The organism is Actinomadura soli, assembly GCF_005889715.1.
Taxonomy (GTDB): domain Bacteria; phylum Actinomycetota; class Actinomycetes; order Streptosporangiales; family Streptosporangiaceae; genus Spirillospora; species Spirillospora soli.
Map to the genome: position 1 here is coordinate 1 of NZ_VCKW01000234.1, position 13,149 is coordinate 13,149.

Annotated in this window: 16 protein-coding genes; 7 read left to right on the top strand and 9 right to left on the bottom strand. The window is 71.5% G+C overall.

The annotated features are described in order from the left end of the window. Positions 1–52 precede the first annotated feature (52 nt). The 3 genes from ETD83_RS32315 to ETD83_RS32325 form a co-directional block, all read right to left on the bottom strand. Positions 53–919, bottom strand: a complete 867-nt coding sequence (locus ETD83_RS32315) for an NAD(P)-dependent oxidoreductase (RefSeq protein ID WP_138648999.1) — start codon at positions 917–919, stop codon at positions 53–55. Positions 920–999: 80 nt separating this feature from the next. After that, the gene (locus ETD83_RS32320; protein ID WP_138649000.1) at positions 1,000–2,100 is read right to left on the bottom strand and encodes a phosphotransferase enzyme family protein; all 1,101 of its coding nucleotides are present in this window, start codon (positions 2,098–2,100) and stop codon (positions 1,000–1,002) included. A gap of 98 nt (positions 2,101–2,198) precedes the next feature. Further along, complete coding sequence (locus ETD83_RS32325; RefSeq protein WP_138649001.1) at positions 2,199–2,600, bottom strand: nitroreductase family deazaflavin-dependent oxidoreductase; 402 nt, start codon at positions 2,598–2,600, stop codon at positions 2,199–2,201. 132 nt (positions 2,601–2,732) lie between these two features. Here ETD83_RS32325 and paaI point away from each other — a divergent pair, with 132 nt between their 5' ends. Further along, on the top strand, positions 2,733–3,170 hold the full coding sequence (paaI, locus tag ETD83_RS32330; protein WP_138649002.1) for a hydroxyphenylacetyl-CoA thioesterase PaaI: 438 nt from the start codon (positions 2,733–2,735) through the stop codon (positions 3,168–3,170). 29 nt (positions 3,171–3,199) lie between these two features. On the opposite strand, the gene ETD83_RS32335 is transcribed toward paaI, so the two are convergent. Next, on the bottom strand, positions 3,200–4,066 hold the full coding sequence (locus ETD83_RS32335; protein ID WP_138649011.1) for a helix-turn-helix domain-containing protein: 867 nt from the start codon (positions 4,064–4,066) through the stop codon (positions 3,200–3,202). A 633-nt stretch (positions 4,067–4,699) separates the two neighbouring features. Here ETD83_RS32335 and ETD83_RS32340 point away from each other — a divergent pair. Then, a complete protein-coding gene (locus ETD83_RS32340; RefSeq protein ID WP_230421332.1) occupies positions 4,700–5,008 on the top strand; it encodes a hypothetical protein in 309 nt (102 codons plus the stop codon). A gap of 85 nt (positions 5,009–5,093) precedes the next feature. On the opposite strand, the gene ETD83_RS32345 is transcribed toward ETD83_RS32340, so the two are convergent. Beyond that, a complete protein-coding gene (locus tag ETD83_RS32345; protein WP_138649003.1) occupies positions 5,094–5,870 on the bottom strand; it encodes an ABC transporter permease in 777 nt (258 codons plus the stop codon). Continuing rightward, complete coding sequence (locus tag ETD83_RS32350) at positions 5,870–6,775, bottom strand: ABC transporter ATP-binding protein (protein WP_138649004.1); 906 nt, start codon at positions 6,773–6,775, stop codon at positions 5,870–5,872. Before ETD83_RS32350 ends, ETD83_RS32345 begins: the two co-directional genes overlap by 1 nt. A 142-nt stretch (positions 6,776–6,917) precedes the next feature. On the opposite strand from ETD83_RS32350, the gene ETD83_RS32355 reads away from it, so the two are divergent. After that, positions 6,918–8,069 (top strand): sensor histidine kinase, encoded by a 1,152-nt coding sequence (locus tag ETD83_RS32355; RefSeq protein ID WP_205718006.1) that lies wholly within the window; start codon positions 6,918–6,920, stop codon positions 8,067–8,069. 7 nt (positions 8,070–8,076) lie between these two features. Further along, a complete protein-coding gene (locus ETD83_RS32360) occupies positions 8,077–8,733 on the top strand; it encodes a response regulator (RefSeq protein ID WP_171064562.1) in 657 nt (218 codons plus the stop codon). Between the two features lie 55 nt (positions 8,734–8,788). Here the strand turns inward: ETD83_RS32360 and ETD83_RS32365 are convergent, their stop codons facing one another. Continuing rightward, a complete protein-coding gene (locus ETD83_RS32365; RefSeq protein ID WP_230421333.1) occupies positions 8,789–9,676 on the bottom strand; it encodes a TIGR03620 family F420-dependent LLM class oxidoreductase in 888 nt (295 codons plus the stop codon). Positions 9,677–9,773: 97 nt separating this feature from the next. Here ETD83_RS32365 and ETD83_RS32370 point away from each other — a divergent pair, with 97 nt between their 5' ends. Further along, entirely contained in the window at positions 9,774–10,478 is a 705-nt protein-coding gene (locus ETD83_RS32370) for a TetR/AcrR family transcriptional regulator (protein ID WP_230421334.1), read from the top strand. Between the two features lies 1 nt (position 10,479). Here ETD83_RS32370 and ETD83_RS32375 read toward each other — a convergent pair whose 3' ends face one another. Then, positions 10,480–11,169, bottom strand: coding sequence for an alpha/beta fold hydrolase (locus ETD83_RS32375; protein WP_138649008.1), 690 nt, complete (start codon positions 11,167–11,169; stop codon positions 10,480–10,482). A 107-nt stretch (positions 11,170–11,276) separates the two neighbouring features. On the opposite strand from ETD83_RS32375, the gene ETD83_RS32380 reads away from it, so the two are divergent. Continuing rightward, positions 11,277–11,942 (top strand): winged helix-turn-helix transcriptional regulator, encoded by a 666-nt coding sequence (locus ETD83_RS32380; protein ID WP_138649009.1) that lies wholly within the window; start codon positions 11,277–11,279, stop codon positions 11,940–11,942. 50 nt (positions 11,943–11,992) lie between these two features. Then, positions 11,993–12,226, top strand: a complete 234-nt coding sequence (locus ETD83_RS32385) for a hypothetical protein (RefSeq protein WP_138649010.1) — start codon at positions 11,993–11,995, stop codon at positions 12,224–12,226. A 23-nt stretch (positions 12,227–12,249) separates the two neighbouring features. Here the strand turns inward: ETD83_RS32385 and ETD83_RS45010 are convergent, their stop codons facing one another. Then, the gene (locus ETD83_RS45010) at positions 12,250–12,867 is read right to left on the bottom strand and encodes a nucleoside triphosphate pyrophosphohydrolase (RefSeq protein ID WP_230421335.1); all 618 of its coding nucleotides are present in this window, start codon (positions 12,865–12,867) and stop codon (positions 12,250–12,252) included. Between the last annotated feature and the right edge of the window lie 282 nt (positions 12,868–13,149).

The following is a 13,149-nucleotide window of genomic DNA, read 5'->3' on the forward strand; positions in this document are numbered from 1 at the left end:
CTCCCCGCACCGCCACGCCCCTCCGCCGCCTTCCCGTCCCGTGGCGGACGGATCAGCCCGGGAAGCTCGCCCGGTACGTGGCGGCCATGTCCTCGTCGCCGTGCCCCTGCTCGATGACACGGCGGAACCGCGCCCCGGACGCGTCGTTGACGTCGACCCGGATGCCCGCGGACTCGGCGGCCTCGTGGATCAGCCGGGTGTTCTTCTCCGCGTTGCGGACGGCGAAGCTCGGGTCGAAATCGTCCGCGAGCATCGCCTTCATCTTCACCTGCAGGTAGACGCTGTCGAGCGGGCCGCCGGTGAGGACGTCGCCGAGCAGGGACGGGTCGAGCCCGAGGGCCTTCGTCAGCGCGACCGACTCGGCGATCACGGACGTCAGCGAGATCGCGTAGCTCACGGCGGCGAGCTTGAGCCGGGTGCCCGCGCCGCTCGCGCCGTCCTCGTCCAGCCAGTGCGTCTTGGACCCGATCGCGCCGAACAGCGGGTCGAGGACGGTCCGCGCGCCCTCGGGCCCGGCCGCGAGGACGACGAGCTTTCCCTGTTCGGCGGGCTGCTTCGTCCCCTGGACGGGCGCGTCGGCGAACGTGAGCCCGTGCTCGGCGGCGAACCCGGCGAGCCGCGGCACGTCCGCGACGCCGACCGTGCCCATCTGCGCCCAGACCTGCCCGGCCCGGAGCTCCGGCGACGCCTGCTCCATCACCGACAGGGCCGTCTCACCGTCGTTCAGCATCGTGATGATGACGTCGGCTCCGGAGACGGCCTCGGCGGGGGAGCCGGCCACGGTCGCGCCGTCGGCGGCGAGGGGTTCGGCGCGCGACCGGGTGCGGTTCCACGCCGCGACCCGGTGGCCGCCCTTGAGCAGGTTCCGGGCCATCGCCGCGCCCATGATCCCGGTACCGAGCATCGCCACTGCCGTCATCGTCCACTCCTTTTAGACTGTTCGATCTAGAATCTCTACCCTACGCCGCGTCCCTGCCCAGGGAGGCGGCGGCGCGACGGCTAGCCGAACGCGGGGCTGTCGCCGGGCGCGTCCGTGTATGCGGCGGTGTACGGGGCGGCGAACGCGTCCAGCGTCCGGTCGAGCTGCGCCGACCACCAGGACACGAGGGCGGCGGAACCGCGCCCGGCCGCGCCGTCCTCGCCCAGGTACCGGTGCCGCAGCGGCGCCACGTCGCAGAGCCGCTCCCACCACTCCCGGTGCACCGCCGACTGGATCTGCCCGGCGTCCAGCGGGAACGCCGAGCGGTGGCCGCGCACGAACGCCTGGACACGGTCGAGGTCGAGCCCGCGCTCGTCGTCGCACGCGAACAGCCGCGCCGCCGCCCGCACGACCTCTCCGGCGACGGGACCGGTCGTCAGCGAGCCCCACCCGAGGACCGCCGTGACGTTGCCCGACCCGCCGTACCGCAGATGCCCGGCGTGGAACGACCCGTGCAGGTGGCCGACCGTGGTGACCTCGATCTCCGGCGGCTGATGGTCGGCGAACGCGGCGAGCAGGCCGCGGCGCTCCCGCAGGCGGCGCCCGGTCAGCGCGTCGAAGTCGGTGCCGTCGCCGTCGCCGGGGACGTCCCGCAGCATCTCCTCGACGGCGGCGGCCGCGTCGGCGGCGCGCGGCGTCGGGATCAGCAGGCTCTGCTGCACGGGCGGCGTGAGCCGGTCGAGTGCGGTGTGCAGCCGTCCGAGCAGCTCGCCGAGGGCCTCGCACTGGCCGAACGTGAGCTCCAGCCCGCCGCGCCCGCGGCCCCCGACCCATGGATGCAGGACGTAGCCGCGCCCGGCGGCGGTGACCAGCGTCCGGCCGCCGCGCGCCGGTACCGGCGCGAGGACCGGCAGGCCCGCCTCGTCCAGCGCGGCGGTCACCGAATGCCGGAACCTCAGGCGGTGGCGGTCGGGCTCGGTGTACTCCTTGAGGAAGAACGCCCCGTCCGCCGTGTCGACCCGCCAGCACCGGCGGCCCGGCCCCGCGCCGTCGAGCGGCCCCGTGCCGGTGTGCGCGCCCCCGCCGTCGTGCGGGTGCGCGTCGCCGCCGGGCACGTTGATCTCCCAGCGCTTCAGCAGCCGTCGCGGCGGCTCGGTGTCAGCACTCTGTGACGTCGGCACCCCGGCACCTCGACTGCGTCGGACGGACGATGGTCGAATGAATGTTCTACAACGACGCTACACGCCCCGCCCGGACCGCGAAAGGCGAACCGCCCGGCTCAGACGCGTTCGAGGACGACCACCGGAATGTCGCGGTTCGTCTTTGTCTGGTAGACGTCGTAGTCGGGCCAGACGGCCGTCATCTTCTTCCACAGCGCGGGCTTCTCGTCCGGTGTCGCGGTCCTGGCCCGCGCGGTGAACTTGTCGCCTTTCACCTGGACTTTCACTTCTGGATTCGACTGGATGTTCTTGTACCAGAGCGGATGGTCGTCGGCGCCGCCCTTGGACGCCACGACGATGTGGTCGTCCCCGGCGAGCTGGTAGATCAGCGGCGTCGTGCGCTCTTGCCCGCTGCGGCGCCCGGTGGTGGTGAGCAGCAGCGTGACGGTGCCGTTCCAGTCGTGTCCCTCCTCGCCGTCCGTCTCCCGGTACCGCGCGACGTGCTCTTTCCCGTACAGCATGGCTTCTCCTAGCGTCGGCTTCGGCGGGTCGGTGCGGGTCGTGCCGTGGCAAGGCCCTCCTCGTGACCGCCGAACTCTAGATCACCTTCCCCGGACCGCCGCTCCGATTCCAGCCTCTCTTACCCTTTCCTGATGGACGAGGCTGAGGTGGCGCGGCGATGCGCCGAGACGATGTACGCACGGGACAAGGTGGCGCAGGACCTCGCCATGCAGATCACCGAGATCGCACCCGGACGGGCGCGGCTGCGTATGACGGTCGGCGACACGATGGTGAACGGTCACGGGATCGCCCACGGCGGCTACGTCTTCCTGCTGGCCGACTCAGCTTTTGCCTACGCCTGCAATAGCCATGACGTGGTGACGGTCGCGGCGTCCGCGGACGTCGTGTTCGTCGCGCCGGCCCGGGCCGGGGACGTCCTGGAGGCGACCGCGCTAGAACGCACCCTCTATGGCCGCAGCGGAATCTACGATGTCACGGTCCGCCGCGTTCCCGGCGGCGAGGTCGTCGCGGAGTTCCGCGGCGGAAGCCGCGGCCGCGACGAAGCCGTCCTCGACCCACCTGCCACGTAGCCCTGGGGCCAGGCAGGACGTGAAGCGGGTCAGTATTCGTTGAGGATGCTCGCGAGATAGTCGGCGGTCATGTCGGGACGGGCCGCGGTGATGCAGAGGTTGTTCATGGCCCGCATGTAGGTGTCGACGTCCGTCGGCTTGTCGAGGTAGAGCGCGCTGGTGAGCTGCTCCAGGTAGACGACGTCGGACAGGCCGGGCTCGGCGAACCGCAGGATCGTGAACGGGCCTCCCGCGGCGGCGTGGCCGCCGGCGCCGAACGGGACGATCTGCAGCGTCACGTTGGGCAGTTCCGACATCTCGATCAGATGCTTGATCTGCTGCCGCATCACCTCGCGCCCGCCGAGCGGGCGGCGGACGACCGCCTCGTCCACGACGGCCCACAGCGTCGGCGCGCCCGGCGACGTGAACCGCTCCTGCCGGATCGTGCGGAGCTGCACGCGCCGTTCGACCTCGTCGTCGGCGGCGTCGGAGAAGCCCAGCCGGACGACGGCGCGGGCGTAGTCCTCGGTCTGCAGCAGGCCGGGGACGAACTGCAGCTCGTAGGCGCGCAGCAGGGAGGCCGCCTCCTCCAGGCCGAGGTACACCTCGAACCAGCTCGCGAGGACGTCGCCGTACCGGTGCCACCAGCCGGGGGTGTTGGCCTCCTTCGCCAGCTCCAGCAGCGGCTCGCGCTCGGCGGGGTCGGAGACGCCGTAGAGGGTGAGCAGATCGGAGACGTCGCGCTCCTTGAAGCCGACGCGGCCGAGCTCCATCCGGCTGATCTTGGAATGCGAACCGCGGATCTCATAGCCCGCCTGCTCGGTGGAGATTCCGCGCGCCTCGCGCATCCGGCGGAGCTGAGCGCCGAGCAGAATGCGCAGCACGGTCGGCCCGCCGCGGCGGGGATAATCGAGCAGCCGTCCGGCCGGGTCACCTTCGGACGGAGGTGTGGAGGCAGCTGAATCCTGGGCCAAGGGGTCACCAGCCAGTCGACGGTCTACTTCGGAGCACTCAACGGCACCGGCCCCATGTTAGAGGATGGGACCGCCTTTTTGGGAAGTACGAATAGGGCGTCAGAGGCGTAAGGCCGCCGCCCGCCGTCCAGGGCTCCGACCGGCGGACACGGCCTGTGACCAGTGCTGTCAGTGGCCGGTCGGCTGCGGAACGTGGCGTACGCCGGCGGCCTCGGCGGCCGCCGGTCATTTCCTGGCGGAGGGTCGCCGTTGGTGCACGAATTGGCCGGTGTCCGCCGCCGGTGCCGGCGGCCAATCCGGGGATTCGGCCATTTTCGCCTTCCGCTCCGTATGACGGCTGAATGAAGGACGCTCCGCATTCCGGTGAATATTCGGGGACCCCGCCGTCGCGCAGATCATCTCAGCGCGGCGGCCGCGCCGGGACCTGAGCGGCGGGCGGGTGATGAAGCTCTCGTCCGGCGCGGGTGAGTTCTGGGACGGACGGGGCGTTCACTATTCAGAGTGGCGATCGACATCGCCGCTCCGACCGCGTCGCCGCACCGCGGAGGCGGGCGTCGCCGCGCGACTGGGGGAATCATGAACATTATTCGTGAAAAGCCGGAGATCCGCTTCCTGACCTCGGGCGATGTCACGGCGCATGAGCGCGCGGCCGCGGAACGGGCCGTCTGGCGGGCGCTGGGCTCCGCGCGGGGCGTCTCGTCCGTGCAGGTCACGCTGAGTGTCGTGGCCGACCCGTCGCTGCCGCGCCCGGCGCTGGCCCAGGCGGTCGTCGACCTGGACGGACGCCGCGTCCGCGCCCAGGCCGCCGCGCCGCGCATCGTCGAGGCCATCGACCTGCTCCGCGAACGCCTGGCGGTCCGGGCGTCCTCCCTGCGGGCGCGCTGACCGCGCCCGCCCCGAACCCCTGACGGCGGCGCCCCGCCCCGGGGACGCCGCCGTCCACCTGCGCCGCGGCCGGTCGTCGCCGGGCTCAGGCGTCGCGGCGCGACAGGGCGAAACCGGCGAGCATGAGCGGGACGAGCGCGTAGGCCAGCATCACGGCCGCCGCCGCGCCCGGGGGCAGCAGGTCGCCGTAGATGGAGCTGTCCGCGCTGCGCCCGGCGATCTGGCCGGGCAGCGCACCGGGCATCACCGAGCCGACCCGCTCGTTCCACGGTTCCGGCAGCTGGAAGACGAGCAGCGGCAGGACGTGCCACAGGAAGACCACCGACACGAGCGCCCCCGCCGTCGAGCGCAGCAGCACGCCCAGCGACATCCCGAGCAGCGCGAACACCGCCACGGACGCCCCCACGATGGCGAAGTCGGGCAGGTCGTGCGCGATGGACGCGCCCTGGTCGGGGAACGGCCGGTCGCCGACCACGAGCCGCGTCCCGAGGAACGAGCCGATCGACACGGCCTCGCCCGCGACCAAGGCGACGGTCCCGACCACCGCGGCCTTGGCGGCGAGGACCCGGCCGCGCCGCGGCACCACGGTGAGGGTCGTGCGGATCATGCCGCTCCGGTATTCGGACGTGACGGACAGCACGCCGAGCACGGCCAGGCAGAGCGCCGCCGCCCAGCCGCCGAGTTCCTGGAGGGGACGCAGCGTGAAATCGGCGCGGCGTTCGACGGACAGACCGTCCCATATGTGCGCCATCTGGAAGGCCAGCAGCAGGACGAACACGAAGACCGCGGCCGCGGCCGACAGCGTCCAGTACGTCGAGCGGACGGACCGCAGCTTCCACCACTCCGCCGCCACCGCGTCCATCACGACGCCACCGCCCCGAACTCGGTGCTGCCGGCCGTCAGTTCCATGTACGCCTCCTCCAGCGAGGCGCTGTGCGGTGTCACCTCGTACAGCGGGATGCCCCGCGCGGCGGCCCGGTCACCGATCACGGCGACGTCCATCCCGGTGACCGTGAGCGCGCCGCCCGGCATCGACTCCACAGAGCCCCCCGCCGCCGCGAGCACCGCGGTCAGGGCCGCCGGACGGGGCGTGCGGACGAGCACCCCGCGCCGGAACCGGTCCGCCAGCTCCCGCACCGAGGTGTCGGCGATCAGCCGTCCCCGCCCGATGATGATCAGCCGGTCGGCGGTCAGCTCCATCTCGGTCATCAGATGGCTGGAGACCAGCACGGTCCGCCCGTCGGCGGCCAGCGAGCGCATCAGCTCCCGGATCCAGCGGACGCCGTCCGGGTCCAGGCCGTTCACCGGCTCGTCGAACATCAGCACCCCCGGATCGCCGAGGAGCGCCGCCGCGATCCCGAGCCGCTGCCGCATGCCGAGCGAGAACCCGCCGACCCGCTTCCGCGCCACCCCCGCCAGGCCCACCTGCTCCAGGACCTCCGCCACCCGCCGGGCCCCGATGCCGTTGCTGCGCGCCAGCCACCCGAGATGGTCGAACGCGCGCCGCCCGCCGTGCACGGCGCCCGCGTCCAGCAGCGCGCCCACCTCCCGCATCGGACGCCGCAGCGCCGCGTACCCACCACCGTTCACCAGCGCCTCACCGGACGTCGCCGCGTCCAGGCCCAGCAGGATCCGCATACTCGTCGTCTTGCCCGCGCCGTTCGGGCCGAGGAACCCCGTCACCGTGCCCGGCCGGACCGTGAACGACAGCCGGTCCACCGCCGTCGTCGCGCCGTAGCGCTTGGTCAGCTCGCGTACTTCGATCATGCGGTCGACGGTCGTACGCGACGGCCCGCCGCACATCGGAACGCGGTCGGGAATCGCGCGTCGGACCGTGCTCCGAGACCGTCCCGCCGCCTCAGACCCCGGTAGGACGCGCCCGCCCCGACCGTCCGGATACCGTCGTGACGTGGACGAATCCGAGCTGCGCGCCCCCTTCCTCCGGCGGCTCGGCAGGCGCGGCCTCATCGGCCTGGACGCCGCAGCGGGTGTCGTGTACACCCTCGCGCTGCTGGTGCTCGCCGGGGACACCGACGTCTCCGTGCTCCTCGCGGTCCCGTTCGCCGCCGCGACCGGGCTGCCGCTCGCCGCGCGGCGGCTGTGGCCCGTCCCCGTCTTCGCCGCCGTCCTGACCGTGTCGGTCGCGACGCTGCTGCTCGGCCTGCCCTGGGACTTCTTCGCCGCCGCCGCGTTCGCCCTCTACCCGGTCGCGCTCACGCGCCGCCGCCGGCGCTGGATCCCGACGCCGCTGATCGGCACGGTCAGCGCCCTCCTCATCCTCGGCAGCGCGACGCTCGGGCCCTCGAACTGGCAGGCCGAGGTCATCGGCAAGGGGCTCCTCGGCGTCGCTCTCCTCGGCGCGTCCTGGTCCCTCGGCCGCGGCGTCCGCGAACGCCGCGCGCATGCCGCGCACTCCGCCCGGCAGCTCGCCGACCAGGCCGTGTCGGACGAACGGCTCCGCATCGCCCGCGAACTCCACGACGTCGTCGCGCACAGCATGAGCCTGATCGCCGTCAAGGCGGGCGTCGCCGTCCACGTCGCCGACGCCCGGCCGCAGGAGGCCGTCGACGCGCTCCGCGTCATCGAGACCACCAGCCGCGGCTCCCTCGCCGAGATGCGGCACCTCCTCGGCGTACTCCGCAGCGAGCCCGCGTCCGGTGACGACGGCCCCGACCTCGCCCCGTCCCCGGGCCTCGCGGACCTGGCGGGCCTCGCCGAGCGCGCCGCGATGGCCGGCGTCCACGTCGACCTGCACGTGGACGCCGTCGACCTCCCCGAGGGCGTCGCGCTCTCGGCCTACCGCATCGTCCAGGAGGCCGTCACCAACGTGGTCAAGCACGCCGCCCCGGCCCGCTGCCGCGTCCGCGTCGAGGCCGCCGGGCACCGCGTCCGCATCGACGTCACCGACGACGGCCCCGGCGTGCGCGTCCTCCCGGGCGGGGACGGCCACGGACTCATCGGCATGCGCGAACGCGTCACCATGTACGGCGGGCACTTCACCGCCGGACCCCGCCCCGAAGGCGGCTTCGCCGTGTCCGCCGCCTTCCCGTACGAGCCCTAGGAGCCCCTTGGAACTGCGCGTCCTCGTCGCCGACGACCAGGCCCTGGTGCGGGGCAGCTTCCGCGTCCTCCTCGACACCGCTCCCGGCCTCCGCACCGTCGGCGAGGCCGGCACCGGCGCGGAGGCCGTCGAACTGGCCGAACGGGAGCGCCCGGACCTCGTCCTCATGGACGTCCGGATGCCCGAGATGGACGGGATCGAGGCGACCAGGCGGATCTGCGCCGACCTCCCGGGCGTCCGCGTCCTGATCCTCACGACCTTCGACCTGGACTCCTACGTCTACTCGGCGCTGCGAGCCGGGGCCAGCGGCTTCCTGCTCAAGGACACCCCGCCCGCCGACCTCCTCTCGGCCGTCCGCGTCGTCGCCGCGGGCGAGTCGCTGCTCGCCCCCTCGGTGACCCGGCGGCTGATCGCCGAGTTCGTCCGGCGGCCCGGCCCCGTCCAGCCGTCGCCGCCCGGCCTGGACGGCGTCACCGACCGCGAACGAGAGGTCCTCGCCCTCATCGCCCGCGGCCTGTCCAACACCGAACTCGCCGAACACCTCCACCTCAGCCCCGCCACCGTCAAGACCCACATCGGGCACCTCCTGGCCAAGCTCCAGGCCCGCGACCGCGCCCAACTGGTGATCGCCGCCTACGAATCCGGCCTGGTCCGCCCCCGCTGACCCGCAATGCCACAGTCCCAACATTTCTCTCGGCCGCCTTGTGTGACAGCGCGGACTAGAGGAGGGCGGGGGCGAGTCGCTCGTACTCGTCGGCGGACGACGCCAGGTCCGGGGTGAACACGGTGACGCACACGTGGTCGGCGCCCGCGTCCAGGTGGTCCTGGATCCTTTCTCTGATGGTGTCTTCGTCGCCCCAGGGGAAGCAGGCGTCGATGACCTCGTCCGACCCGCCTCCGGCGAGGGCCGCTTCGTCGTAGCCGAGGCTCTTGAGCGAGCGGACGTACGGCGAACCGGGAAGCTCCAGCATCTGCGTCCCTCTCGCGATGGCGCGGGCCTTCTCCGGGTCCGTCTCCCGGATCGCGGTCTGCATGACGATGAGCAGCTTGTCCGGGCCGAGCCGTTCCCGGGCCAGCCTTGTGTGCTCGACGGGCATGGCCGCCGGGAGCGCGCCGTCCGCCTTCTCCCGCGCCAGGCCCTGCATCTTCGGGCCCAACGCCGCCACCAGCCGGGGGAACGGCATTTCGGGCACCGGTGCGGCCGCGACCGCCGCGTCCATGTCGTCCAGGTACTGGCGCATCCGGGTCAGCGGGCTCGTCCACGTCTGCCCGCTCTGCTCGACGAGGGCGCCCATGCTGACGCCGACCCCGAGCGCGAGGCGCCCCGGATAGGCGTCGGCCAGCACGGACGCGGCCCCCTGCATGGTGGCCGGGTGCCGCGCCCACAGGTTCGCGACCGCCGACCCCAGCAACACCCGCTCGGTCGCGGCGAGCATCACGCTCAGTTGCGTGAACACCTCGCGGCCTCCGATGCTCTCGTTCACCCAGATCGACCCGTAGCCCGCGTCCTCGACCCGCCGCGCCGCGCGCCGCCATTCCTCGGCGGGCGCGATGGGCGTCATGAACCCGACACCGATCCGCCCCAGCCGCTTTCTCGCATCGTCCATCGCCGTCATCGGTTCTCCTATAATCGGAACGTCCAACCCGCTTACAGCGACCGTAGCGGAACGGGCGCCCCGCTTGTCAACCTGGGAGGAGAACGCCGTGAACGGCCAGCCGCAGCGCGCCGACGCCCGCCGGAACCGCGACCGCATCCTCCAGGCGGCGTTCGAGGCGTTCGCCGCGGACGGCCGCCTCGTCCCGCTGGACGAGATCGCCCGCCGCGCCGGTGTCGGCGCCGGGACGGTCTACCGCAACTTCGCCACCAAAGAGGCCCTTTTCAAAGCCGTCGTCACCGACCGGGTCGACCGCATCATCGACGAGGCCCGCGCCCTCGTCGCCGCGGACGACGACCCGGCGGAGGCCTTCTACGGCTTCCTCATCTGGGTCATCGAGCGTGCGATGTTCAACCACGGCCTCTGCGACGCGCTGGCGATGGACATGGGCACGTTCGACGAGTCCGGCAAGGACGCGGAGTTCACCGCAGCTCTGGACGTCCTTCTCCGTCGAGCCCAGGCCGCCGGGGCGGTGCGCCCAGACGTGAGCGTCCGGGACGTCCGGACTCTCCTGGTCGGGGCCATGTTGATGGAACGCCTCCACCGCCGCGAAGGCCCCCCGGGACGTATGGCGTCCCTGGCCTGCGACGCTCTGCGCCCCGCAACGAAACGTAACGAAACAACGTCCCGTAACGAAACGAGCTGCGAGCTTTGCGCGACCTCGTTCACGCCCGCCGCCACCGGCCGTCCCGCCCGCTTCTGCAGCGCGTCCTGCCGCCAGAAGGCCCACCGCCGCCGCGCGAAACCCAGCTGACCTACAAGCGGATGCGGTATTCCTCAAGGCGTTCGGCGAGTTCGCGCGGTCTGCTGAGCGCCACCGTGTGCCCGCCGGGCATGTCGTCAACCGGAATGCCCAGCCGCTCGCTCACCACACGGCGCTGGAATTCGAGCGGGAACAGCCGGTCGTCCCGTCCCTGCAGGAACACGGTCGGCGTGCTAGGCCATCGGTGAAGCGGCCACGGTTCCGTGAACGGTGTCGCCGACTGCGCCGGCTCACCCCGGGTGAACGCCTCCGCCGTCACGTCCGGCGGGACGTCGTGGAAGAAGATCTCCTTGGCGTCGAACTCCGCGGACAGGGTGCGCCCCTCCCGCGCCGCGTAGTCGGCCATCGCCTTCGACTGGCCCGTGTTGTCCCACCAGGCGCCGCCCGTCTCGCCGGGGGACGGAACCATGGCGTTGAGCATGACCAGCAAGTCCACCGGAACGCGTTCGCAGACGAGCGGGGCGGTGAGGCCGCCCATGGACTGCGCCACCAGGACCACGTCCGCGCGACCGCCGATCGCCTCCACCACGGTGTCGGTGTACTCGCGTAGCCCGGCCGAATCATCACCGGCCGGAAGATCGACGGCGACGACGTCGTGGCCCCTCGCCCGCAGTTCCGGGACGAGCCGATGCCAGTACCACGCCTGCCCGCCCGCACCGGGGATGAGCGTGTAGGTCGCCATGGGTCTCCGTCCCGTGGGGTCGTCCTCGATGGGATGACGCTACCGATCGCCACCCACAATTCCACAGCACCTACTCCTAATCTAGGAGCTTCCCCTATTATTCGAGGATGGCGGGACGCAGGACGTACGACGATCCGTGCGGTATCGCGCGGGCACTCGACGTGGTGGGAGAGCGGTGGGCCCTGCTGGTCGTCCGCGAACTGCTCTTCGGACCGAAGCGATTCGGCGCGTTGCATCGAGGGCTGGCCGGGATGAGCCAGAACGTCCTGTCGCAGCGGTTGCGCGACCTCGAACTGGCCGACATCGTCCGGCATCGGACGCTGGGGCCGCCCACCAGCGCCCGCGTGTACGAGCTGACCCGTCGGGGCCAGGACCTCGAACCTGTCCTTATCGCCCTGGCGAGATGGGGGAGTCGCACCCCTCTCGACGTGTCGTCCACGGCCGAACTCAGCGTGGCGGCGATGATGTTCGCGCTCAGGACAACCTTCGACCCGACCGCCGCCTCGGGCATGACCGCCCGCCTGGTCCTCCACCTGGACGACGACCTCTTCGCCGCAGACATCCAATCCGGACGCCTCCACGTCGCTCGCGCGGAACCGCCGCTCCACGCCGACGCCACGCTCGCCACCGATGTCGGCACGTTCAGGAGCCTGGCGTTCGGCGGACGTCCACCTGCGGAGGCCGTACGCGCCGGTGAACTCCGCCTCGAGGGCGACGCCGACCTCATGACACGCTTCCTGGCCTGCTTTCGTCGTCCGTCGCCCAACTCCTGACGGCGCGCCGCCTTCTTTTCGAACAGTTGTTCGGGTTAGGGTGGCGTCTTGTGCTGATCGACGAACCTGTCTCCGCGGAGACGACGCCCACGGGCCGACCGTCCCAGATCACCGGCCCGCACGGCTGCTACCAGGTGCGCCGCGTCCTTGAGGAGTGGCAGGCACCCGGAGAAGCAAGGTACTACCGCCTCCAGATCACCACCCCAAACGGCCTGGCGATCGCCGAAGTGCTCGCACCCCGAACCACGACGACCCAATGGACCCTCCGCCAGGTCTGGCCCTGACCCCAGCCAGGCCCGGGCAAGAGTCACCTCTCCATGCGCAGAACGATGCGTTTCGAGAAACCTCCACGCATCGCTGCCTTGGCGGAACGCTGTTCCTCCAACTCGCCCGGAGTGAGTCCGTGAAGTGCCGCCAGGGCGTGGACGACCTCCAGGAGATCGGAGAGCTCGCCGGGGTCTCCGCTCGCGACGTACTCACCGGCCTCCTCGTAGAGCTTCGCGCGCAGCAGAGCCGCATGCTCGTCAGGACCGGCGACGCGGGTCTCCGGCAGCCGCCCGTCCTCCTGGATGATCTCGGGTATGCGATCCCGGACCAGCTTCTCGGCGTGTCCGGCGCCGTCCTTGGTGCGATGCGCCGTCGTGCCATGACGCCGGTCCAACGACTGGACCCACTTCACCGCGACCGCCGCCGTCTGGACGAGCTCCGTCCGGAGAGCGCGGGGCTCCGATTCGGCAAGCGCCTCGAAGAATTCCTCAGTCAGAATGTGCCGCCACGTCAGTTCTCCGCGCGTCCAGGCCGCCGCGCATTCCCGTTTGGCCTGCTCCGCGCTTTCGATGAACTCCGGCCCACTCCCATCCGGGAACTCCTGGACACCCCACATCCGATCCTGGGCCTCCCGCTCGGCCGCGACGTCCGCCAGCACGTCCGCCAACCCCCCAGGCCCCAGATCGTTCTCGCTACCGGGGATCTGCCTAGATTTCCGTGAACCGTCCAAAGCACATACTCCGTAGCTGCTGAGAAGCCCCGACCCGCGGCTACCCCTGGATCCGACCGCATCACAAGGCCCCACACCTTGGAACAGCCCTCAAGCGCCCGCGAGCCCATTGTCCTGCACCCCCACGGCCCAATCCCTGTCTCTTATACACACCTGAAAAAAAAATAAGTAAAAAAGTGATTAAGGATATTAAGAATTAAGCAAAAAAGA

Excerpts from the sequence above, each read along its gene's own strand:
- ETD83_RS32315 (WP_138648999.1), bottom strand. The coding sequence starts at position 919 with ATGACGGCAGTGGCGATGCTCGGTACCGGGATCATGGGCGCGGCGATG.
- ETD83_RS32325 (WP_138649001.1), bottom strand. The coding sequence starts at position 2,600 with ATGCTGTACGGGAAAGAGCACGTCGCGCGGTACCGGGAGACGGACGGC.
- paaI (WP_138649002.1), top strand. The coding sequence starts at position 2,733 with ATGGACGAGGCTGAGGTGGCGCGGCGATGCGCCGAGACGATGTACGCA.
- ETD83_RS32340 (WP_230421332.1), top strand. The coding sequence starts at position 4,700 with ATGAACATTATTCGTGAAAAGCCGGAGATCCGCTTCCTGACCTCGGGC.
- ETD83_RS32345 (WP_138649003.1), bottom strand. The coding sequence starts at position 5,870 with ATGGACGCGGTGGCGGCGGAGTGGTGGAAGCTGCGGTCCGTCCGCTCG.
- ETD83_RS32350 (WP_138649004.1), bottom strand. The coding sequence starts at position 6,775 with ATGATCGAAGTACGCGAGCTGACCAAGCGCTACGGCGCGACGACGGCG.
- ETD83_RS32365 (WP_230421333.1), bottom strand. The coding sequence starts at position 9,676 with ATGGACGATGCGAGAAAGCGGCTGGGGCGGATCGGTGTCGGGTTCATG.
- ETD83_RS32375 (WP_138649008.1), bottom strand. The coding sequence starts at position 11,169 with ATGGCGACCTACACGCTCATCCCCGGTGCGGGCGGGCAGGCGTGGTAC.
- ETD83_RS32380 (WP_138649009.1), top strand. The coding sequence starts at position 11,277 with ATGGCGGGACGCAGGACGTACGACGATCCGTGCGGTATCGCGCGGGCA.